Raw genomic sequence first — 23,826 nt, forward strand, 5'->3', positions numbered from 1 at the left:
CGTATGCATGTTCTTGTCTGGATGTCCTTGGATTGGTATCATTTGTCCATGCCCTTTTTCCAGTTGGAATCGGGAACCGTGAGACGGTATAATATATAGAAAGGAGGAGATGGATATGAACTACGGTATCGCTGTTTTTCCGTCGGCGGAGATTCAGGAGTTTGCGAATCATTACCGCCGCAGATATGATCCGCACTTTGCATTGATCGAGCCTCATTTGACCGTTCGGGAGAAGGAAGAATGGAACGATCAGCAGGTTCATACCGCCATCCAGGAGCTGGAACGCGCCGCGGAAGCATTGGAGCCGCTGGAACTGCAATTCAATCGCTTCTCTACCTTTTATCCCGTCAATAACGTCATTTATATGGCTTTGGCCGATCCGGCTCCGCTAGTGCGTTTGCACCAGAAGCTGTGTGCCGGCCCATTGGCGGAAGCAAGCAAGCTGTATGCCTATACGCCGCATTTGACCATAGCGCAATCGATGAATGACGACGAGCTCCACGACGTACTGGCCAGCCTGAAGAATAAACCGCTGTCCTTTCAATGCACGATCGACCGTATCGTATTATTGAAGCAAGAAGAGGACGGCCGCTGGAGCCGTCATCGCGAATTTTTGCTGCAGAAGGCTTGAATTTCATATAAACACGGCGTGAGATGAGGCAGTGCGCGAACGCGACAAAGCCGGCTTCGGTACAATCCGAGGCCGGCTTTATTCGCGATGAATGACGGATGATGGCTACTGCTTGTAGGTTCCGAGCAGCCGCTTGGATTCGCCGGTTGCCGTTGTAAACACTTCATACAGCCGTACGGTGAGTGTATGCTCGAACTGTTCGGTCGTCGCGTCGAACGTGATATTGTTCTCGCCGGTGACGAGGCGATTCGCACCGAGGAATGATCCTTTCGCCGTACCGATGAGGCGGCCCGAGGAATCGTAAAGCTCGAACAGAAGATGGGGGAAGCTTCCATCCACCTGTACTTGATCCTCCCGCTGAAGATCAAGATGAAACTTTCCTTTGTACGTATAGGCAAGCTTCGCGTTCTGGTTGAACATGACGCCGACGGTCCAGCTGTCTATTTTGACCCTGAACGGATATACACTGAATTCGTTCTCGCTGCTTGCTGGCTGCTGCAGCGCTACGCTGTACGCCGCAATGGTCGATTTGAACGGCGCCGCCGTCGTCGCATCCTGGATTTTCAACGCAAGTTCCGTACCGGTCTCCGATAGCGGAACCGGGAACGCATAGTTAACGGTTATTGCCGCATTCGGCAGCACGTTCGCCGCAGCGGCGCTTTGGCGGCTGCCGCTGTACTCATTGCCGTCCGAGCCGACGAGGTCGGCCTGGAATACGGGAACGGCCATCGGACGATCCGACTTGTTATACAGCTTGAACTTGGCGGTAACGGTCTGCGAGCCTTCCTCTTCGTTCTTGTGCATGTACAGCTCCACAACCGACACTTCCAGATTCGGATGAATCAGCTCGCTGCGCTTGTCGAATGTCATCGGCATCCCCAACCGGTACGCTTCGTATGTCAGGTTCGCCGCGCGGGCAGGCAGTGCCACATTCAACCGGCCTACGTTATATTTCACCGCCGGGCCTCCGGCTTGCGCGAACAGCTCCGGCGTCAGCACATTGATGCTGTTCAACACCGTGTCCTGGTCGGTCGCAATGGCATAATGAATATATTTCTCCTCGTTTGCGTCCAGCGTGACCGGTTGCTGCTCCACTCGTTTGCCCGCGTATACTTTACCGTCGCTCTTGCCCTCCACAATGAATTCGGGCACCGTCTCGCGCTGTCCGGCCGGATTATGGGCCAGAAGCTGCACGACGTAAACCGTCCCTTCCGCGGTCGATTCCTTATTCACAACGGCCGGGGTATATCGGATCGGCGAAGTCAGCGCCGGAATTTGGAACGGCTCGCCCCATGGCTTGACGGCCGAGGGATCGGCAAAAGCGGAATCGCTGCCTCTCCACGCTTCTCCGGCAATGGGAGCCGTGGCAATCCGCGTCTCTTTCTTCGGGTATACGTACAGATCGACATCGGTCCAGCTCAGCTCCGTCAACGAAAGCTCATCCGTCCGGTCGATGACGGTCATGAAGCTTAGCTCGGTGCTCGCCTTCGGCTGGATCGATTTGACGTTCAGCCCACTGGGCTGCAGCGTATATTCGATGCCGCCGCTTGTTCGCGCCCGAAGCTCATATTCCGGCACACGGGCGATCGTCGCACTGTTGTTCTTTATCCGCACGACGGCGCCCAGACGCGTGCCGTCCGCGATATGCTCGTTCAGCACGCCCTTCACTTCGAAATCGAGCTGATCGGTCAGCCGGTATACCGTGCTCGCCCGGACGCCCGCCTCCGACACGGTTTCGTCAGCGGCCAGCACGATATACCCGGCACCGGAAGTTGCTATGGAGGCGGTAATAACCAGCGCTGCCGCCGTTTTTTTCCATGAATGGTTCATTCGGTTCTCCTCCTGTCATCACGGCAAGCTGCCACCTTATTTGGCAAGCTGCACCTTTTCTTTGTCCTTCAACTGGTTTTGCCCGTACACGATCAGTTGCTCGCCTTCCTTGACCCCGGAAATGACTTCCTGGTTCGTCTCGTTCAAGCGGCCCATTTCCACCTTGCGCTTCTCGGCTTGATCGCCAACCAGCACGTATACGAACGTATCCCCGCCTTCGCGCACGACGCTGAGTGTCGGCACGGTAATGACCTGCTGGTCGCTTTCCTCCGTCAGCAAAACTTGCGCTTTCATGCCCGGTCTGAGCTTGCGGTCCGCATTAGGGACTTCCAGCTCAAGCACATACGATTTGGATTGAGAGCTCATGACGTCGGCCAAATAACTGACGGTCCCTTTCGCTTTGTCCGTCGTTCCCGGCACATAGAACGCCAGCTCCGTCTTTCCTCGGACCAGCTTCGCCGATTCTTCGGTCAGCTCCGCTTTAATTTTGATCGGGTCGAGCTGCTGGACCATCGCCGCTTTGAAGCCGGCCGGAAGTGTCATGCCCACCTCGATCGGCAGTTCCGTCAGTACGCCGCTGACCGGCGCCTTCACTTCCATATGGTTCAGCGTGCGGTCGGATTCGCGAATCGTGACGGTGGACGTTTGCAGCGACTGCTCCATTTGAGCGAGCGAATTGGTGTTCTCGAGCGTCTTCAGCTTGCTGCGTGACGTTTCCAGGTCGAGCTTCATATTGCTCAGCGTCGTTTCCATTTGCTCCAATTGGATTTTGCTGGCCAGGCCAAGATCATAATCGTTGCGCAGCTTGGCATAGTTTTTCTCGGTATCCTTGATCGACTGCTCCAGCTTGGCGATGCCGTTCCTCAGCTCCTGCTTGTTGTTGGCCAAATCCTCGCGCGCCTTCACCATTTGCTGCTGCGTGCTGTTCAGGTTGATCTGCGCTTTTTCCTTTTCCAGGCGGACGTCGGTCGGATCGAGACGGAACAGCACCTCGCCCTTCTCCACCATATCGCCGCGCTTCTTCAAAATTTCCTGCACGTCGCCTCCGGCTTTGTTGACGATGTCAAGCTGAATGGAGGAAATGACATCCGCGACTTGCTCCAGCGGCTCGCCGATTTTTTTCTTCTCGATCTTGCTGACTTTCACGGTCTTCAGCTGCGGTTCCGCCGTGCTGCTTGCCGCAGGCTGCGCCGCCGGGCTGCCCGTGCAGCCCGTCACAAGCGCGGTGCTGATGACAACCGCACCGATCACTTTCGTTCCATGCTTGAAGGTTTGTGCTAAAGTATGGTTCATTGAAGTTTCTCCTCTTCCCTGTTGATTTCAATGTTTCGCCGGATTTGCGTCCGCATGCCGCTGCGGATATTACGGGGCGATCGGCGCGGCCGGCTGGTCGGCAACCGGCTTTTCTTTTTTGCGAAGCAAGCGGCCGATGCTATTCTTCATATTTTCGATCATTTCATATACGATCGGTACGATGATCAAGGTCAATAAAGTCGATGTCGTCAAGCCGCCGATAACAACGACCGCAAGACCTTTGGAAATGAGTGTTCCCTTGGACAGTCCCAGCGCCAACGGCAGCAGCGCGATGATGGTGGCGCCGGCCGTCATAATAATCGGACGCATCCGGGTTATCCCCGCTTCGATCAGCGCTTCGCGAACGGTAGAACCGGCTTCGCGCAGCTGCTGCACGCGGTCGACCAAGACGATCGCATTCGTGACGACGACACCGATCAGCATCAGGAAGCCGATCAAGGACGTAATGTTGACGGATTCCTTCGTAATCAGCAATCCGAGCAGACCGCCGATCGCCGCCAGCGGCAGCGAGAACAAGATCGCGAACGGCGCGCTGCCGTTGCCGAATGCGAGCACCATGACCAGGTACACGATGAAGATGGATGCCCCCATCGCTACGAACATTTGATTAAAGCTCTCCTGAATATCGTCGGTAACCCCTTTAACTTCCGTACGGACGCCGGAAGGCAGTTGGATCGTCTTGAGCGCTTCGGTTAACGCTTTGCTGACGCCGCCTTTATCGACCGAGTCAATCTTCGCGGTCACTCTGACGTACTGCTCCTGTTTCTCACGCGTGATGGCAACCGGCGCATCGATTTGGCGCACCTTGGCGATTTCGTTCAAGCTGACGGTCGCTCCCGTCGGCGCCTTGATCGTGAATCGGCCGATTTTGTCAACGGAGTTTTTAAAATTCGGATCGATCATCACCTTCGTCTCGAACGTGGTGTTATCGAATTTCAAATCACCCAGCTTCTCTTCCGCAAGCCAGCTGCGGACGGTATCCATAATTTGGGCGGAGGATAAGCCGAATAGGCGCGCTTTATTTTGATCGACGGCGATTTCAACCTCGGTCTTGGATTCGCTCAAGCTGTCTTTAATGTCGGAAATCTCGGGAAATTCCTTCAATTTGTTGCGGACGATCTCGGCGCCTTGCTTCAAATGATCCAGATCGTCGCCTTTCAGCATATAGGAGAAATCTGCTCCTCCGGATGGCGGACCGCCGGCGGTAATGAGCATCCCTTCGGACTCGGAGCCTTTCGGCAGCAAATATAACATTTTCTCCTTGAACTCTTTGGCGACTTGCTTGGCGTCGGAATGCGCCGAAGCGGAGGCGAAGAACATGGTCCGGTACGCCACCCGGTCCGTTCCTCCGTTATAGCCGATCAGCGATTCCACATAATCGAAGGTCGGCTCCCCGGCCGAATCTTTCGATTCGCGCATCATCGCTTCGATCTCTTTGATTTTCTCGTTCATCGTTTCTATGGTCGTTTCACGCGGCATTTTGATCGTGAACTGCATCATTTTATCGGATTCGCTCTCCGGCATGAAAGACGTCGCCAAGAACGGAACGGTGCCTGCAATCGTAACGACAAATAGCAAAATCGCGATGAGTGCTGTCTTTTTACGGTTATTCAGCGACCAAAGCAGCGCATTCTTATACGTCTCGGCTAATTTGCCGACGGATGCTTCATCATGTGTCTTGATGTTTTTGCTGCGAAGCACCAGCAGCTTCGCCAGCAGCGGAATGACCGTTACCGCAACGATAAGCGATGACAGAAGCGCCACGGACAGCGTAATCGCGAACGGACGGAACACTTCGCCGAGCACCCCGCTGACGAAGGAGATCGGTCCGAACACGCCCACCGTCGTAATCGTGGAAGACGTAATGGCCGAGGCCACCTGCGCGGTAGCGAGCTTGACGACCGACTCGTTGCGCTCCTGGGCTCTGACGAGCTGGCTGTATATGTTCTCAATCACGACAATACTGTCGTCAACGACCCGTCCGACGGCGATCGCCATCCCCCCGAGCGTCATTATGTTGAGCGATATGCCCAGCGGGGCCATAACGAGCAGCGTAATCATGATGGATAACGGAATCGAGATAAGGACGATAAACGTCATACGGACGTTTCGCAGGAAGAGCAAAATCATAATCGATGCGAGAATCGCTCCGAGTCCACCCTCCTTCACCATGCCGCTGATCGACGATTTAATATCCGTCGCCTGATTGTAGACCGCATGGAATGTAATGTTCGGGAATTCTTGCTTCCATACGTCCATCAGCCTGTCGGCTTCGGCGGCAAATTCGACGGTGTTGGCGTTTTTCGTTTTGTACAAATGAATGCCGATCGCCGGCTGACCGTTGAGCCTGGACATGAATTCCGACTCCATGATCGCCTCGACCTTGGCGATTTGCTTCAGAAGCAGCGTATCGCCGCCTGGCGTCATGATCTTCATGTTCTCCAAATTATAAATCGTGTTCAAATCGCTCTTGACCCGGACCATCTGGGTATTGCCGTTAAAATCGACAGATCCGGCCGGGCTGGTCGTCAGCGCCGACTTGATGCTCTGCGATACTTGCGACGGCGTCATATTGTAATTGCTGATCGCGTTCGCATCCAGCTTCATCTTCAGCACGGCTTCCTGGTTGCCGATTGAATCGATGTGATCGACGCCTTTAATGCCATTGAGGCCCGGTAAAATCACATCCTTGTAGATTTTGTCCAGATCTTGCTGCGTCATTCCGTTGGTCGCATAAGCGGACAAATAATAGACCGGCTCCGACGCGAAGCCGAAGGTCGACGCTTTCGGCTTTTCCGCGCTTTGCGGAAGCTTGACATTCGCAATAAGACTTTCCACGTCTTTTTTGACGTCATCCGGCTTTTTATCCTGCTCCAGCTCGATGACAATCGAGGAATAGTTATCGCTGGAAGTGGAGGTCAAATTTTTGATGCCCTCGATGCTGGCCACCGCTTTCTCCAGCGGCTTGGTCACGTCCTCGAGCACATCTTTGGGCGGCGCCATATACTGCGTCGAGATGACAACGACCGGGAACGAGATGTCCGGCATGTTCTCTACCTTCAGCGTCGTCGATGCATAGGCTCCCCCTGCGAACAACAGCATGACGATAATGATCACTGCTGTGATGTTCTTCATCGAAAAATCGGTTAATTTATTCATCTCTCTGACTCCTCCATTACGAATTGCTGACTACTTAGACGACACGCTTCCCTGTACCCCTTCATTTTCCATAAAAATCTTTCTTCCGTCTCATGATGCCAGTCGAATCGCGCCAATAGGAAAAGAGGATGTACGCATGAAAAGAGAGTTCTATGTATGTGCCGTTAACAATATTGTTAACGTTATGAACATATCGGGTATGTAAAAAAGTGTCAATATCTCTACCGCAAAATTAATCAATTGTTCAAATATCGGCGCAGCCGACAAAACCGCTTCGGCGCAGCAAGTGCAGCGCCGAAGCGGTTTCCTGTGAGAATAACGATGATTATTCCGTTTATTCCGTTCTTTCGAACCATTCTACCTTTTGAGAGCCTAACAATCTTTTTTGACCTTGGAACGAATCGTACACATTTAATTTATAAGCTTTCAGGAAGCGCAGATCATAGATCAAATTGCTGTCATTCACGTCAATTTTGAAATCTTTATAGCTGCCGAGCTTGAACTTTCCGTCGCTCACGGAGCCGATATTCGTAGAGCCGCCTTGCGTCCCGGTCCCTTCAAAGTCCTTGAACTCGAACTCCTTCGAAATATCGATTTTTTCCGCATCGTCTTCAAGCGCGATAATCAGCTTACGCCCTTCCGTGTTCGTCTCCGCCATCAAGTTTTTGATCAAGTTGTAATCGAAGGTCAGATGCACGCCCTGGCTGTCCAGCTGCGTATAAATCCGGTTGATCGTCAGCTTGTACGGATCAAGCTCCAGCTCCTTCAAGTTCGGTTTGACCTCTTGCAACACCTCAGGGAGCCAAAATGCAGCGGCATTCACATAAGCATCCGGCGTCTTGTCCTTTTCCGACAGCTTATCTTCCGTTACCGCTTCGCCGATCGTTACAATCATCCCGGACGTATCGAGGTCTTTCGGGATCGTGCTCGACAAGAACAGCAGCGCCGAATTTCCGGGATTGATCTTGTTCTTAATCTGTGAGACGGTCGCAGGGTACACATTTCCGTCGGGCGTTTTGAAATGGGCGACCAGCTTGGCCACGTCGGCAGAGCGCTTTTCCTGGTTGACCGACTCCAGTTCAACGGCAAAGGTATTGTTCGCATTGCCGGTGTAGGTCATGACGCGATGAATTTTAAAGTCGGCTTTTCTTCCTACGTTGGCCGTTTTGTACGTATCGCCCACGTTGACGTGCGGCACTTGCATCATCTCGGAGCGGTGAACAAATTCAAGCAAATCGCTCGCATCGGCGGACGTTCCGGTCGATCCCGTGCCGCTGCCGGTTGACGCTTTCTCCTGCAAAATAAGCTTCATTTTGGCAAATTCGTACGTGTACGGAATTTTACCGATGAATTGAAACTGTGCGGAAGCGTTCGGCGACAACCCGATCACCTTGTCGGTTCGCACCAGCTTGGCTTCCACCTTTACCGCATCGTCCAGTTCAAAGTAACCGGCCAGCTCCGGAATCGGCAGCGCTTCGGGTCCCCGGTTGGCGAGCGTTAAACCCGCCGCCAAAACATCCTGATCTTCCCAAGGCAGCCGCTGCACGCTGTTCAGCATTGCGGTATAGGAGCCGTCCTCGACGGTAAAACCGAATTCTTTGCCTAGATCGACGGCGTCCGGTTCGGAAATTTGCGGCAGCGCGTAGAACGCGATCGGCACATTCATTTTCAAATCGGCGGCGTTTTGCACGATGACCAGCTGCCACCCGTCCGTAGACACAGAGACGGGGACGGATCCCGTCAAATCGATGTCCTTTTTCACCTGCGGATTGATGCTCAAATCTTTGACACCTTTGGCATCGAGCGGGTACATGTATCCTTCGGACGTACGGAGCATGTACTGGTAGCCGGGAATCGCCACACTGCGGCTGCCCACATTTTCAAGCGTCAGAACGACGGTCGGAATGTAGTTTTTCTCGTTGCGGCTCATGTACACTTTTTTAATGGTCGTTCGAATCGGATTGGAGGCGATTTGAATCGTATTCGCCTCGCCGGGGGCTGTAACGATCGAGTAGTCGTCCGGCACTTTCACTTCGCCAATGGTGCGTTCGAAGTTCGGCTGGCTGAAATCCCATCGGATGAACTCGAAAATCAAGTCTTGGAGTTCCGTCTCCGCATTGACCGTCGCGTAGAACGATATATCCTGGTTCGATTTCGGCGTGATCCGGTTTTTGTCCTTGTCCTGCGGCAGCACATGCACCGAAATTTGATTGCCGGTCGTCGTCTTGAGCCGGACCCAGTAGTCGATAAAAAGCAGATCACTGCTGCTGCCGTTGTTCACGGTAACCGTGAAGGTGACCGTTTTGTTGCCTTGCGCCGGAAGCATTGAGACGTTCTTCAGCTCGAAGTAGCTCGAGTCATTCAGCTTGATCGTGCCGATCGTCGGCGCGGTCCCGGTCGAGACCGCTGCGCCGGTATCGGGAGTCGTTGTCCCCCCGCCGTCCGCCGCAAAGGCGGGAACGGCGGTACTGAGCGTAAGCATGGCTGCAAGCAGCAGGATACGTGCTTTGGATCGGTTGCGTTTCGTTCTGTTCATCTGGCTGTTACCTCCCTGCATTATTGAAAAAACGCCATGTTCGGTCTAATACATAATCATTCCATTCGGTCCGCTCGGCCCATTCGGATTTTCCTTCAACTGCTGCAGCATCGTATTGCCTTCGGTCTGCCATTGCTTCAATCCGTCGCGAACCGGAGTTTTCCCTTGGACGACCTCCTGCAGCACGCGCTGTCCGATGCTGTTCACCTGACGGAGGCCCGGCATATCGCGGTACAGCTTATAGTCCATTTGCGGAACGGGCAGCAGTGTCGTGAACGCCTTGATGTTGATGGACAAGCCGTCCTTCTGCTTGATGTATTTTTGTCTGGAGACGATTTGATACGAGCTGCTGGCTTTTAACCGGGCCCAATCTTCACCGTTAATGAATTTGATGAATTTCCATGCGGCATCCGGATTTTGCGATTTGGCGTTGATGCCCATAATGCCGTCCATGCTGATATAGCCGCCCAGATCCGGTGCTTCCTGATGAACCGGCAGCGTAACGACGTCCCATTCGAACGGCGAGAAGCCTTTGACGTTCTGCGCATTCTTCATCGCGTTGGACACTTGATTGATCTGACTGTAGTTAATAATCGCCATCGCGACGCGTCCCGACAAGAAATCGTCATACTGGAACGGGTTGTAGTCCTCCCCGCCCCCCTGCATCATTCTTCCCTTCATGGTAGACGGATCCTGCTGCTCCGGAGTGAGCTTCTCGGTCTTCAGCTGCAGCAGCGACTTCCAGGCTTTCTCCCACTGATCGGAGTCGACGGTCATCTTCTCCGCTTTCTCGTCGAACATTCTCAGCTGCAGCGGGGCCATGAATAATTGGCTCGCATAATACATGTCTCCGCCCATGTTGTGCGTGGAAAAAGAAAATCCGTATTTACGATTTTCCCCCTCTCCCTTGCTCAGACGGCGAGCCAGATCGAACGTTTCCTCCCAAGTCATCTTGTCTTTCGGATACGGAACGCCGGCCTCGTCGAACATTCTCTTATTATAAATGACGGCGGAAGAGCTGAATGTCGGCGCCATCGCGTACAGCTTGCCTTCGCCTACCTTCTTGAGGCCGTCGATGACGGCGGGCACGAAGTCCGACGTATCGAATTTGTCTTTCGTGATCATCGGATCGAGCTGAGTGAGCATATTGTTGGAAATGAGGTCGGTCAACTGCTCGTACTGCACCATCACGACATCCGGCGGGTTATCGCCCTGCATCACTTCTTTCAGCTTATCCATCGGATCTTTGGGTCGCTCGCCCTGCTTCGGCGGCACGTACATATACCGGTCGTCGTTCGTGGCGATCATCTCGATCTTAATATTCGGATTGGCGAACTCGAATAAATCGGTGAACCGCTGGCGGAACCACTCGTCCTCCGCGCTGTAGCCCATGCTTGTAGCGATGCGAAGCACTTGCTCTTTCTTGTCGTTGGCGTTGCCCGCCTTGTTGCAGGCTGCAAGCGTCGGCGCCATGAGCCCGATGCAAGCGGATAGTAACACTGCGCTTTTTAAAGGTTTGTTCACTTGACAATTCCCCCTTGGGTTATGAAAAATAGCCTGCATTTATCCTAATGCTTTGGGCGGTCGAATGATGATCTTTTCCCCGTCGAATTCCATGGACGCTTTGCCCTCGATGCCGAGCGCCTGCAAATAGGTTCGAGGAATTTGCAGTCGTCCGGCCCGGTCAAGCACGACATATTCCTCATGCACGTCATGAATGGTGCTTTTTCCGGCGGCCGCCTGCGCCTCCGCTTCGCTCTGATCCAGGTTCGGGTTCCGTTTGATGAATTCAGTGCTCGTCATGCCGTCGCGAATCGCCACGACCCGGTCCACCTTGCTCACGAGCGTCATATCGTGCGTGACGATGACGATCGTGACGCCAAGCTCCCGATTAAGACGGCGGAATATGTCCATGATCATATCGGATGTGCGCGTATCGACCGAGCCCGTCGGCTCGTCGGCGAGCAGCATCGAGGGACGGTTGGCGAGCGCAATCGCAATGGCGACACGCTGCTGCTCCCCCCCGGACAGCTGCTGCAGCTTGTTGTTCACCCGCTCCTTCAGACCGACCCATTCCAGCAGCTGCTTGGCGTACGGCCGGTCATACTTGCCGCTCAGCATCATCGGCATCTCGACATTTTCCAGCGCGGTCAAGTAAGGAACGAGATTTCGCGCGTTGTTTTGCCAGATGAAGCCGACCGTTTCGCGCTTGTAGCGAACCAGCTCTTCATCCGTAATTTTCAGCAGGTTCCACTCCCCGACCTGCACCTGCCCGGCCGAAGGCCGATCAAGGCCGCCTAGGATGTTCAGCAGCGTCGATTTGCCGCTGCCGCTGTTGCCGATAATCGCCATCATTTCGCCTTTAGCTACCGTAATATTGAGACCTTGCAGGGCGACCACTTCAATTTCTTCGGTTTTATATATTTTGACGAGTCCTTCGCAATGAATCACTGCATCACTTCTCCTCTCCCAGCTTCACGGCTTGATGGACGCGCAAACGCCGGATGTGAAGGAACAAGAGGGCGGCGCCGGTCAGCATCATGACCGCAACGACCGCATACAGCTGGTCCGTGTCCCTGGAATCGAATACGACGCGAAACGGCGGCACTTGCGTTTTTACGTTTTCCGCCGTTTGCAGAAACGGCAGGAATAAGTAGCTCGTCAGCTTGCCGATGCCGAGCCCCAGGGCGATCGCAAGCCCCGCGGTAAACGCCTGCTCCAGCAGCAGCATGCCAGTCAGCTGTTTTCGCGAAAGCCCCATGGCCCGCAAAACGCCGAACTGTACAACCCGGCTCGATAAATTGAAGAACCAATATAAGATATAGCCGATCAGCGAGATGAGCACCGATACGAGAAAGCCGAGGCTCAAAATCCCGAACACGCCTCCCCGGGCCGGATGCTTCTTCTGCGATATCAACTCGTTGCGCACGTCTTTCACCGTAGCGATGTCGATCTTCTTCTCCTGCAGCGTCTCGATTAGCGGTGCCACCTTCGCTCCGTCCTTCATCTTCAGCCACACCTCGTAAGGGGTGACCGGCGCCTGGTCGTAAATATATTCCAGATTCGCAATGAAAAACGGCGTCTGCTCTGGATATTGGCTCGGCCAGTACGGTACCGTTGCGACGACGATAAATTCCACCGACTGCTGGGCGATCGTAATATTCATCAAATCGCCGACCTTGACATGATTTCTCTCGGCAAAGGAACTAGGCACAATGACTGCTTGCTCGTATTGGCCGAGCAAGTTCAAATACGTATTCGGATGCACTTTGAACAAGTCTTTGCGGAACCAGGCTACCTTGGCGAAATCGACATTGTCGATCCCCATCAGCATCCCTTGGCCGAGCGACTTGCCGGACACGACGATGTTGCTCTTGGACAGCATGACCCTGGCGGCGCTTTCTACGCCTTCCAGCTCGCGAAAAATCACGAAGGGCGGCTCGATGAAGCGCATCTTCGGCGGCGCTTCCGGACCGCCGCCTCCCGGCTGGCCTGGATTTCCTCCGCCGGTGCCCTGGCCCTGCCCTTGACCTTGGCCTGGCCCCTGGCCTTGACCGCCGCCTTGGCCGCCGTCTCCTTGGCCTTGACCCGGATTTTGCTGCTGCGGCAGCTCATCGGACACGGCCTCCCAGTCCGCCTGCATGATGACGTCCGTACCGTAGGCATACAGGATGCGGTCGGTTGAATTCAAATCGATCGTTCTTGCCGCCGAAGCGTTGTATACGCCTAAGCCAAGCGTCAAAATAAGAAGCAGCATCAACGGATAATACGACGACGCGGAACGCGACAGCTGCGTCAGCGTCAAGTAGACCGGGACAGGCAAGAAGCGCTTGCCCAGCCAGTTGCCGAGCTTAAGCAGCCAAGGAAAAATACGTAAAAAAAACAATCCAAGCGCAATAATCGATAAGGCCGGTATAAAAAACAACAGCGGGTGCACCTGTAGTTGATCGGTGGTCAGTCCCGTTTTGCCGAATAAATCTTGCCTATCGCTGAACAAATAATAGCCGTAACCGGCAACCGCGATGAGGGCGACGTCCAGGTACCATTTTTGCCAAAACGGTTTTTTATCGCCGCGAGCCAGCTTCTGCTTATGGCTGACGATGGACGATTTGGCGTACACGACCGCCGGAATGACGCTTGCCATGATGGCGATGACGACGGCCGCCGCCCCGTAGAGCAGCGCTTCCGTGGAGACGCCGACCGGCACGGCCTTGCGGTCGACAAACGTCAGAAACCCGCTCGAGGAGCCGATGCTCTTCGCCATGAACCAGCCGAGCAGCGGACCGATCACCATCGCGGTCGCGCCCAGAATAAGCCCTTCCAGCAAATACACCCATATGATCTGCTTCGTGCTGCCGCCTCGGCTGCGCATCACCGCGATGACGGTCCGCTGCCGGTCAAGCGACTGCTGCGCGTTCATCACGATATAATAGAACACCATCGCGATCATCGGCGCCGCCAGCGTGAACAGCATAATTTGCAGCTGCAGGCTCTGCACTTTGAATTCCTGCAAAAGCGGGACGAACGAAATATCGACTCTTGTGTTTTTCAGCTTCTGATACAGCGTAATGTCGAGGCGTTCCAGCTTTCTCTCGAGCGGAGACAGTTGGCTCGTCTGAATATCCTTCAAATCGAAAGCATAGTACCAGTTGCCGAGATTGAGCGGGATCTTTTTATTTTTGAGCAGCTCGTCATGAAACACGTTCTCGCTCATAAAAAATGAGCCCGTTAATCCTTCAAGCCCTTGGAACCAGTACGGGCTTGCGTCGTTCTTCGGCTTGAACGTCCCGGTTACTTTAATTTTCAAGGGAGGAATGCCCATGCCGCCGGCGATCGGGTAATTGAACACGTCGCCGACATGAATATCGTTGCGGTACATCGCTTCCTCATGGATAACCGCTTCGAACACGCCGCCTTGCGGCTGATCCTTGTACCACGTCCCTTGCGTCAGCTCGACTTCGTCCTTCAAGCCGCTTTGCGCGAACAGCGTCATCTGCCGGCGTTTGCTCGGGTCGACCTTGGAAGGGTCATCCGGCGACAGCTGCGTTCCCCTGATCGACAAGCTGCGGACGTACGTTTGTGTCGGGAACAAAATTTCCTTCGGGATCTCTTCCCGTATGTATTGATCGGCTTCATTCAGCGCATCGAGCTCGGCCTGGTCGCTCCCGGCCGCCTGATAACGAATCAGCACCGAGCCGGCGGGAAGGCCGCTGCTCTTCTCCTCGAGCGATTTGGAAACTACGCGCTTGAGCGAGCCGTCCGAGTACATCGGAATGCTCGTCGTAAAGGCGACGGCCATAATCAATCCGGCCAGCGTGCTGAGCGTCAGCCAGCGCGTATTCCACATTTTGCGGGTCAAAAATCGCAGCATCGGCATTAGCGGCCCACTACTTTCTGGCCTGGCGTCAGCCCCTTGACAATTTCCACATCCGTCGGCGTCTGCTGCCCGACTTCGACGTCGACTTCCCGTTTGTTGCCCTGTTCGTCAACGACCTGCACATAGTTTCTCCCCGCATAGGAACGAAGTGCAGCAAGCGGAATGACGACCGCGTTCTCCTTGCGCTGGGTAATGACCGATATGCTCAGCGGCGTGCCGCGATTCAAGCTAGGGGGGAACGAATCCAGCTCGACAAGCAAGTAGTTATCGATCGAATCCGGCGTTTTTTGCCCGTTGTTCCCCGGGAACGTCCCGCCTCCGCCGCCCGTGCTGCCGTCCGTCTTCGGATTTGGCAATTGAAGCACCTTGCCTTTATGCTGTCCGGCCGCATTAATGTCGACGACGGTTTCCATCCCGATGGCTACCCGCTTGAGATCGTCTTGACTCAGCGTCGCCGCTACGGTCAATTTGGACAAGTCGGCGATCGTCACGATGGCATCGTACGCTTTGACCGTGTCGCCTTTTTGCAAATAAACGGACACAATTGTCCCCGCGAACGGCGCCTTCAGCTTGGCATCCGTTACGGTCTTCATCAGCTTGTTCAGTTCCTCCCGCTTCAGCTCGAAGTCGATCTTCGCCAGCTCGACCTGATCCGCGCCCATCTCGTCGGCTTTGCGCAGCGTCTCGATCATTTGCAGTTCATCCTTGCGGGTTTGCAACTGCTTCTGCTTCAGCTGGCTTTCCAGCTCCGTCACGTCGAGCTCGGCTATCAACTGGCCTTGCTCCACCTTGTCGCCGACTTTCACCGCGACATTCTTCAGCCGCCGGCTCGTTTCGTCGGTAAAATACAAATCCTCCTCGACCGTCGCCATTAACCGGCCCGCTCCGCGCACCTTCGTCTCGAGCGTATCGGTCTTCACGACATACTCCGGCTTCTTGGACAGTTTCGGCGCCGTAATGACCGGCACGGCCTCTTCCTCGTCCTCCTTCGGCAGTAAAGAGCAGCCGGAAGAGGCGAGCATCGCCGCAGCCACGCCAAGCAGCAGAACCGGCTTCCCTTTATTCTTAAGAATTGATAAATTTTCCATCCACCATTTCGAATACACGGTCGGCAACCTCCATTATTGTCGGATCATGTGTCGTCATGCAGATCGTCATCCGTTCGGTCCGGATAATATCGCGGAACACGGCCATCACCTGCGCGCCCATTTGCGAATCAAGCTCAGCCGTCGGCTCGTCGGCAAGCAGCAGGACGGGCCGGTGCGCAATCGCTTTGGCAATCGCCACGCGCTGCTGCTCGCCGCCCGACAGCTCGAACGGACGATGATGCATCCGCCGGCCGAGACCGACCAGCTCCAAGCAGTGCGTCACGCGCGACTTCCACTGCGACCGCGGCACTCCCGCCATCCGCAGCGATAATTCCACATTTTCCCAAGCGGACAAAAGAGGCATTAAAGCAAACGATTGAAATATAAATCCGATTTCTTTTCTTCTTATGTATGTCCGTTCGTCATCGCTGCAGCGGTGAAACGCATGCGTCTGGAAATAAATTTCCCCTTTGTTCGGCTGGTCCAGCCCGCCGATCATATTCAAAAGCGTCGTCTTGCCGGAACCGGACCGTCCCTTCAGCATCGCGAGCTGCGTCGGGTACAGCTCCATATGGATTCCCTTCAGCACGTGAAGCTGCTGGCCCCCTACCGGAAAGGAACGCTCCACGCCGCTGACGGTAAGCATCGGCTGGCTCGTGTCGATCTCCCGGTACGCCGCCGGTTCTGGCGCAATCCGGTCTATCGGCGGTTCTGTCGCCGCCGCGGCTTGCCCGGCTGCGGTCTCCGCTGTCGATTCGGCTGCGGCGGGCTGCGGCGCAGGCTCCTTATTTCTGCGCAGCCATAACTTCATAACGTTCCCCCTCTTTCCTGCTGCTACCTCTAGTAATCTGTATACTACATTCAACCATATCTATAGACGCTCCCGGTCAAAGAAAGGTTACAAAAAAACAATGAATTTATAAAAAATATTTCCAGTTCGGAAAAAAGGACGACGAACTGCGAAAATCTTTTTCTTCATGAAATATATGGAAATTATACTAAACGTTCGCATATTCGTCGACCCTTGTCCGCAGCACGATAACAAGCCGATTGTCTGCCCGAGCCGGCCGCCTGAATCGTGCGAAGTGCTCTTCGCTCCATCCAGTGGACGTCACAAACCTTTGAGGCAAGGAGAATGGCACCTCTATTTAAATATGACAGCGTTTCCAATTGTAACAAAAAAGCTCCATACCACGTAGGATCGTCATGTGGCATGAAGCGCTTCTGTATTATGAAATCCATATGTCACACCGATGCGTCCGTTAACGCGACCGGAACTTTTGCGAATGCTCTTTCGCCTGCTCGACGGTCGTAATCCGGTTGCGCTGCCATTCGAGCAGTATGCGGTCGATATAGCGGAAATGCACCTTCCCGGCGAATACCGCTTCTTTCAGTCCCGCCAGAATGAGCTCCTCCGGGTAACCGTCCTTGTCGATCCAGCCGGCGATCGATTCCAGCTCCATCGGCGTCAGCGGACGTCCGAATTCTTTTTCGAAGATGGAGAACACGTCTTTCCGCTCCGAACGACTGCCGGCTGCCTGTCTCTGCTGCGTCAGCCGCTCGCTCTCCAGCTCCTCGTACCGGAATTCGGCGAGCCGCTCCATCAGCGGCTTCCAGTTATACTTTTCCGAATGAACGCCCGTCGCCGGGTCCATCACTTCATCGATGAGCAGCAGCCCTTCCTTCAGCAGCTTCTGCAGCGAAGCGATTACTTTCTCCTGCGTTACGGACATCCGCGATTTAAGCTCCTCCAGCGTCGGGAAGTCCTTCCCTTCCTTCTGCTTGAAAGCCATAACATGCAAAATCAGCATCACGTCAAGCTCATGCAGCTTCAGCCGCGTGTAGTACTGGAACAGCCAGTACGGCACATCCACATGGCCATCCTGCCATCCCATGAGCAGCACGGACGGCAGCTCTACAGCCTGTTGCTCGCTACGTCTCATGCACATTGCCCCTTTCCTGCGTTACAAGCGATCGCGGTCGGCCTGCGGGGATGCTGCCCAAGCTCAAGTCCGAGCCCCCTTCGGCGGCACCTCCACCTGCTCCGGATCGAAAACAACAAGCGCGCTTGCTTACGGATACAAACGATACAGCAGCCGCGGGAACGGAATCGTCTCACGCACGTGATCGAGACCGCAAATCCATGCTACCGTACGCTCCAGACCAAGCCCGAAGCCGGAATGCGGCACCGTTCCGTATTTACGCAGATCGAGGTACCACTGGTACGCTTCCTTGGACAGCTCATGCTCCTGGAATCGCTCTTCCATCAGGTCCGGGTCGTCGATCCGCTGGCTGCCTCCGATAATTTCGCCATATCCTTCGGGCGCGATCATGTCGGCGCACAGCACCACCTCCGGACGGTTCGGATCCGGCTTCATGTAGAACGCCTTGATCCCCGTCGGATAATGGGTAATGAATACCGGCGTCTCGTATTTCTCGGCGATCACCGTCTCGTGCGGCGCGCCGAAATCTTCGCCCCACTCGAACTCGTGGCCTTCGGCCTTCAGAAACTTCACCGCTTCGTCGTATGAAATCCGCGGGAACGGCGCCTTGATTTTTTCCAGCTTCGCCACATCGCGCTCCAGCACTTCAAGCTCCTTGCGGCAGTGCTCCAGCACCGAGCCGACGATATGCGATATGAACTGCTCCTGCACTTCCAGATTTTGCTCGTGATCGACAAACGCCATCTCCGGCTCGATCATCCAGAACTCGATCAAATGCCGGCGCGTCTTCGACTTTTCCGCACGGAACGTCGGACCGAACGAATAAACACGCCCGAGCGCCATCGCCGCCGCCTCCATGTACAGCTGGCCGCTCTGCGTCAGGAACGCATCCTCGTCAAAATATTTGGTGTGAAACAAATTCGTCGTTCCTTCGCAAGAAGAAGGCGTCAAGATCGGCGGATCGACCAGCTGAAAGCCGCGCTCGTCGAAAAACTGCTGGATCGCCCGAATGATTTGCGCGCGAATCACGAGAATCGCCCGCTGCCGCGGCGAACGGATCCACAGATGGCGGTGATCCATCAGAAAATCGACGCCGTGCTCCTTCGGCGTAATCGGATAATCGCTCGTCACTTGAATCAGCTCGATCCCCGTCACCGTCAGTTCAAAGCCGCCTTTGCTGCGCGTGTCCTCGCGAACCGTGCCAGTGACATACAGGGAGCTTTCCTGCGTCAGCTTACCCGCATCCTCCCATACCTGCGCATCGACTTCGCTCTTGACGACGACGCCTTGCATGAAGCCCGACCCGTCGCGAAGCTGCAGGAAGCGGATTTTGCCGCTGGAACGCATGTTATGCAGCCAGCAGCCGATCGTCACCGTCTCGTTGATATGCCGACCCGCCTCGCGGATCATGACCAAATTACGCTTCATTGTCCCTTCCTCCCGGATGGAAATATGACTGCGGGAACCAGGGCCGCATATTTGTCCGACTGAACAAATGTTCGGGCTGATTCCCACTCTCATTATATTACACTACGCCGATTTAAAATCAACTGGTACGTATCTCTGGCAATAACAAGCTCTTCATTGGTCGGAATGACCAGCACCTGCACGCGGGAGGCCGGCGTCGTAATCAACCGTTCCGCCGACGAACGCTGCGCATTCACCGTTTCGTCCAGTTCGACTCCAAGGAAACTCAGATTGCGGCATACCGCCTCGCGCAAGGGCGCCGAATTCTCGCCCACCCCGGCCGTGAACACGATCGCATCCAGCCCGTTCATCGCCGCCGCATAGGCGCCGATATATTTGCGCAGACGGTATTCGTACATGTCGAACGCCAGCTTCGCGTTCGCGTCGCCGTCCGCCATCGCCTGTTGAATTTCGCGCATATCGCTGCCGAGCCGCGAAATCGCCAGCAGCCCGCTATGCTTGTTCAGCATGGAGTTGACTTCGCTGAGCGTCAAATCTTCTTTCCCCATGGCGAACGGCACGATCGCCGGGTCGATATCGCCGCTGCGCGTCCCCATCATGAGCCCTTCGAGCGGCGTCATGCCCATGCTCGTGTCCACAGAGCGGCCGCTTACGATCGCCGCGCAGCTGGCGCCGTTGCCGATATGGCATGTGATCAGCTTCAGCTCCTCGAGCGGCCGGCCAAGCAGCGCCGCCGCTCTCTCGCTGACGTAAGCGTGCGACGTGCCGTGAAAGCCGTAACGGCGAATTTTATGCCGCTTGTACAGCACCGATGGAATCGGATACAAATAAGCGACAGGCGGCATCGTCTGATGGAAAGCGGTGTCGAACACGACCGCCTGCGGCACGTCCGGCATATTCGCTTCCACCGCCAGGATGCCCTGCATGTGCGCCGGATTATGCAGCGGCGCCAGCTCGAACAGCCGCTTGATCTCCCGCTTCACCTCTTCGTCGACCAGAACGGAGCTGGCGAACGATTCGCCGCCGTGAACGACCCGGTGGCCTACGGCTTCAATCTCGCTTGACGATTTCAGCACGCCGTGCGCCGGATGCACGAGCAAGTCGAGCACCTTGCGGATCGCCGTCGTGTGCTCCAATATTTCCTCGACGGCATGTACCTCGGGCTTGCCGGCCGGTTCATACGTTACAATCGCCGAATCCATCCCGATCCGCTCAACTTTGCCTGCGGCAATGACCGTTTCCTCCCGCATATCGTACAGCTGAAATTTCACCGAAGAACTGCCGGCATTGATGACGAGAATGTTCATACCCGGTCACCGTCCCTGTCATAGCTGAAAAAGCCTTGTCCCGTCTTCGTACCGAGCTGTCCTGCGCGAACCATTTGCTTAAGCAGCACAGCCGGCCGGTATTTGACGTCGCCAAATTCGCGGAACATGCGCTCCATCGCGTCGAGGATCGAATCAAGCCCGAACCGGTCCGCCATCTCGAGCGGCCCGTAGCGGAAATCGTAGCCGAGCCGCATCGCGCTGTCGATATCTTCGGCGCTGGCGACGCGCTCCGACAACACGTGCATCGCTTCGTTGATCAATACGCAAATGAGCCGCGTCGTCACGAAGCCGGGCGACTCGTATACCTGAATGCCCCGCGACTGAATCGTTTCCTCGACAAAACGCCTTGTCCGGCCGAACGTGTCGTCGCTCGTTCGAAGCCCTCTTATAATTTCCACCAAATGTATTTTTGAAACGGGATAAATGAAATGAAGACCGATGACGCGTTCCGGGCGCGCTGTTACCGCTGCCATCTCAGTCAAGCTGAGCGTGGATGTATTGCTCGCCAGAATGACCGGTTCCGGACAAAGCGCATCAAGCTGCCGGAACACTTCCTTCTTCAACGCAAGCTCCTCGTTTACGGATTCAATGACCATATCGCAGCTCGACAGCAGCTGCCAGTCGGTCTCGAAATGAATTTTGCCCGTTATGATTTTTTTCTCCGCTGCGGTGATCGCCCATTTCTCCATCTGCTTGTCCAGGCTCATCCCGATGCCTTGGCTCGCCCGTTCCAGCTTCTCCGCATTTTTATCGATCAGGACGACCTCAAGGCCTCGGGCCGCGGTCATCTCCGCAATACCTTGTCCCATGGTACCGGCGCCTACGACGCCGATTCTGCTTACTGCCATTCGTGCTGCCCCCTTTTGCATGACTCTCCCGTTCTTATTATATACCGAACGCCGGCCGGATGCTGATACAAAGATCACAGGAAACGAACAACCCGTGGCGTTCGGCTTGCTCCATGTGCATGCAATCGCAAGGGCGTGGCCGGCCGTTCGAGCCACAAGCTCCGGGCCCGGGTTATCCGCCTGCCAATCGCCCATTCGCCCGGCACCAGGCCCGGACTTATTCCAGCATGCCGATCAGCCTCTCCATCTGCATCCCTCTCGAGCCCTTGATCAAAATGACATCATCCTCCGCTTGTGCCGCCGCTTTCAGCTGCTCCGCAAGCGATTCCATTCGGTCGAACGAGCATACGCGTTCGGCTGGAAATGAAGCGGCTACAGCCCCTTCGGCAATAGCCCGGCCGAGCCTCCCGAGCGTGAACACGAAGTCAACGGCGTCGCAAGAGATACCCTCGCCGACCTCGCGATGGTATTCCGTCTCCCGTTCGCCCAGCTCCAGCATGTCGCCGAGCACAAGAAACTTGCGGCGGTAGCCGTTCAGCTCGGCCAAGCTGCGGATCGCCGCTTTCATCGAAGCGGGCGAGGCATTCCATGCATCATTGATGATGTGATGGCCGCCTTGGGTGCGGATGCGCTCCATGCGCATCGGCGTTAAGGTCACCTGCCGCAGCCCTTCGGCGATCTGGCGGTGAGGCAGTCCGTACCGATCAGCAGCGGCATACGCGGCCAGCGCGTTGCCGACATGATGCAGGCCGAGCAGCGGCAGCTCCAGCCGATCCGGCCGGCCGTCGATCCGAAACGAAATGCCGCTGCCAGACTGCTCCTCATCCGTCGCAGCATACGTATTCCCGGCCTGCTGACCGAAGCGGATGACGTCCACTGTTCCTTCCAGCTGCCGGATCGTCTCGCTCCCGGTTAACAGCGGTTCATCCCCGTTGATGATCAGCGCCCCGCCCGGCATGAGCCCTGCCGCGATTTCAAGCTTCGCCGCCGCAATTTCCTCTCTGGTACCGAGGTCGGCCAAATGGGACAAGCCGATCATCGTAATGATCGCCGCATCGGGACGCGCAAGCAGCGACAAACGCTCGATCTGCCCCCGCTCGCTCATCCCCATCTCAATGATCGCGAAGTCGTCCGTTTCTTTCATATCCAGCAGCGTCAGCGGAACGCCGACCTGGCTGTTCAAGTTGCCCTGCGTTTTATGCACCCGGTAAGCCGTACGGAATATCGAATCCAGCATGTCTTTCGTCGATGTTTTGCCGTTGCTGCCCGTGACGGCGATGATCTTGACAGGCAGCTGGACGCGGTACGCGGCAGCCAGCCGTTGAAGCGCCGACAACGTATCGTCCACCATAATGAGCGGGATGTCTTCGGGAGGATGCGGACGGTCTTTTTGCCATAAGGACGCGGCAGCCCCTTTCCTCATCGCCTCTTCTACGTACCGGTGTCCGTCGTCCAGACGAACGATCGGAACGAACAACTGTCCCGGCACAATCGTCCTGGAATCAATGGAGACGCCTTGCGCGACAAGCCCCTCATACTCGAGCCTCAACCCTTCGCCCTGCGCCATCTGCTCGATATCTGCCAAAGATCGCTTGATCATGATTGGCTCCCTCCCCCGTTCTCCCCATTATAGCCGCTCTGCTCTTGTCTTTAAAAGCGACGGTTGATCGCGAGTAAAAAGAAAAGCCTGCCTGGTCCTTCCGGACCTGACAGGCTCGCGATATTGCGATTATTTGTACGCAAGACGCGCGTTATGCGCCGCTTCGTACTGCGTGATTTTATCCTCATGCTGAAGCGTCAGGCCGATATCGTCAAGCCCTTGCAGCAGAAACTGGCGGCGGTGCTCATCCAGATCGAAGCTGATGGAAAGGCCCTGATCGTCGGTGATCTTCTTGCTCTCGAGATCGACGTTCAGCTTGTAGCCTTCCGCAGCCGTCGTGCGCTGGAACAGCTCTTCCACTTGCTCTTCGCTCAGCTTGATCGGCAAAATGCCGTTTTTGAAGCAGTTGTTGTAAAAAATGTCGGCGTAGGACGGCGCGATGATGACGCGGAATCCATAATCCTGAATCGCCCAAGGCGCGTGCTCGCGGGAGGAGCCGCAGCCGAAGTTGGCGCGGGAGACCAGCACCGAAGCACCTTGATAGCGTGGCTGGTTCAAGCTGAAACTTGAAATTTCTTTGCCGCTTTGGTCAAAGCGCCATTCGAAGAACAAAAACTGGCCGAAGCCGGAGCGCTCGATCCGCTTCAAAAATTGTTTGGGGATAATGGCGTCCGTATCTACGTTGACGCGGTCCACCGGGCCCACAATACCGGTATGCTGTTTAAAAGCTTCCATGTCCGTTAC

General features: G+C 55.4%; 16 protein-coding genes. 1 reads left to right on the top strand and 15 read right to left on the bottom strand.

Annotated features, from left to right (window positions below; genetic code table 11):
- The first annotated feature begins 115 nt into the window (after positions 1-115).
- Positions 116-631 carry a 2'-5' RNA ligase family protein gene (locus KXG62_RS03805; RefSeq protein ID WP_218090579.1) on the top strand — a complete coding sequence of 172 codons (516 nt, stop codon included), beginning with the start codon at positions 116-118 and terminating at the stop codon, positions 629-631.
- A 105-nt stretch (positions 632-736) separates the two neighbouring features.
- Here KXG62_RS03805 and KXG62_RS03810 read toward each other — a convergent pair whose 3' ends face one another.
- From KXG62_RS03810 to leuD, 15 genes are all read right to left on the bottom strand, one after another.
- Positions 737-2,461, bottom strand: coding sequence for a hypothetical protein (locus tag KXG62_RS03810; RefSeq protein ID WP_218090580.1), 1,725 nt, complete (start codon positions 2,459-2,461; stop codon positions 737-739).
- A gap of 36 nt (positions 2,462-2,497) precedes the next feature.
- Positions 2,498-3,754 carry an efflux RND transporter periplasmic adaptor subunit gene (locus KXG62_RS03815; RefSeq protein ID WP_218090581.1) on the bottom strand — a complete coding sequence of 419 codons (1,257 nt, stop codon included), beginning with the start codon at positions 3,752-3,754 and terminating at the stop codon, positions 2,498-2,500.
- Positions 3,755-3,823: 69 nt separating this feature from the next.
- Positions 3,824-6,934 (bottom strand): efflux RND transporter permease subunit, encoded by a 3,111-nt coding sequence (locus tag KXG62_RS03820; RefSeq protein ID WP_218090582.1) that lies wholly within the window; start codon positions 6,932-6,934, stop codon positions 3,824-3,826.
- Between the two features lie 334 nt (positions 6,935-7,268).
- Positions 7,269-9,470 carry a hypothetical protein gene (locus KXG62_RS03825; RefSeq protein WP_218090583.1) on the bottom strand — a complete coding sequence of 734 codons (2,202 nt, stop codon included), beginning with the start codon at positions 9,468-9,470 and terminating at the stop codon, positions 7,269-7,271.
- A 45-nt stretch (positions 9,471-9,515) separates the two neighbouring features.
- The gene (locus KXG62_RS03830; protein WP_246627278.1) at positions 9,516-10,994 is read right to left on the bottom strand and encodes an ABC transporter substrate-binding protein; all 1,479 of its coding nucleotides are present in this window, start codon (positions 10,992-10,994) and stop codon (positions 9,516-9,518) included.
- A 39-nt stretch (positions 10,995-11,033) separates the two neighbouring features.
- Positions 11,034-11,921: an ABC transporter ATP-binding protein gene (locus KXG62_RS03835; RefSeq protein WP_218090585.1), complete on the bottom strand. Its 888-nt coding sequence runs from the start codon at positions 11,919-11,921 to the stop codon at positions 11,034-11,036.
- A 4-nt stretch (positions 11,922-11,925) separates the two neighbouring features.
- Positions 11,926-14,847: an ABC transporter permease gene (locus KXG62_RS03840; protein WP_218090587.1), complete on the bottom strand. Its 2,922-nt coding sequence runs from the start codon at positions 14,845-14,847 to the stop codon at positions 11,926-11,928.
- On the bottom strand, positions 14,847-15,953 hold the full coding sequence (locus tag KXG62_RS03845; protein ID WP_425517327.1) for an efflux RND transporter periplasmic adaptor subunit: 1,107 nt from the start codon (positions 15,951-15,953) through the stop codon (positions 14,847-14,849). Before KXG62_RS03845 ends, KXG62_RS03840 begins: the two co-directional genes overlap by 1 nt.
- Entirely contained in the window at positions 15,913-16,746 is an 834-nt protein-coding gene (locus KXG62_RS03850; RefSeq protein ID WP_218090588.1) for an ABC transporter ATP-binding protein, read from the bottom strand. Before KXG62_RS03850 ends, KXG62_RS03845 begins: the two co-directional genes overlap by 41 nt.
- A gap of 451 nt (positions 16,747-17,197) precedes the next feature.
- Positions 17,198-17,878 (bottom strand): DnaD domain protein, encoded by a 681-nt coding sequence (locus KXG62_RS03855; RefSeq protein WP_218090589.1) that lies wholly within the window; start codon positions 17,876-17,878, stop codon positions 17,198-17,200.
- Between the two features lie 129 nt (positions 17,879-18,007).
- Positions 18,008-19,306 carry an asparagine--tRNA ligase gene (asnS, locus tag KXG62_RS03860; RefSeq protein ID WP_218090590.1) on the bottom strand — a complete coding sequence of 433 codons (1,299 nt, stop codon included), beginning with the start codon at positions 19,304-19,306 and terminating at the stop codon, positions 18,008-18,010.
- A 92-nt stretch (positions 19,307-19,398) separates the two neighbouring features.
- Positions 19,399-20,613 (bottom strand): acetate/propionate family kinase, encoded by a 1,215-nt coding sequence (locus tag KXG62_RS03865; RefSeq protein WP_218090591.1) that lies wholly within the window; start codon positions 20,611-20,613, stop codon positions 19,399-19,401.
- Complete coding sequence (locus tag KXG62_RS03870; protein ID WP_218090592.1) at positions 20,610-21,482, bottom strand: 3-hydroxyacyl-CoA dehydrogenase family protein; 873 nt, start codon at positions 21,480-21,482, stop codon at positions 20,610-20,612. The genes KXG62_RS03865 and KXG62_RS03870 overlap by 4 nt, the downstream gene beginning before the upstream one ends.
- Before the next feature lie 217 nt (positions 21,483-21,699).
- On the bottom strand, positions 21,700-23,082 hold the full coding sequence (locus tag KXG62_RS03875; protein ID WP_218090593.1) for a UDP-N-acetylmuramoyl-tripeptide--D-alanyl-D-alanine ligase: 1,383 nt from the start codon (positions 23,080-23,082) through the stop codon (positions 21,700-21,702).
- A 129-nt stretch (positions 23,083-23,211) separates the two neighbouring features.
- Complete coding sequence (gene leuD / locus KXG62_RS03880; RefSeq protein ID WP_218090594.1) at positions 23,212-23,817, bottom strand: 3-isopropylmalate dehydratase small subunit; 606 nt, start codon at positions 23,815-23,817, stop codon at positions 23,212-23,214.
- Positions 23,818-23,826 lie beyond the last annotated feature (9 nt).

This window comes from Paenibacillus solanacearum (genome assembly GCF_910593845.1).
Classification (GTDB): Bacteria; Bacillota; Bacilli; order Paenibacillales; family NBRC-103111; genus Paenibacillus_G; species Paenibacillus_G solanacearum.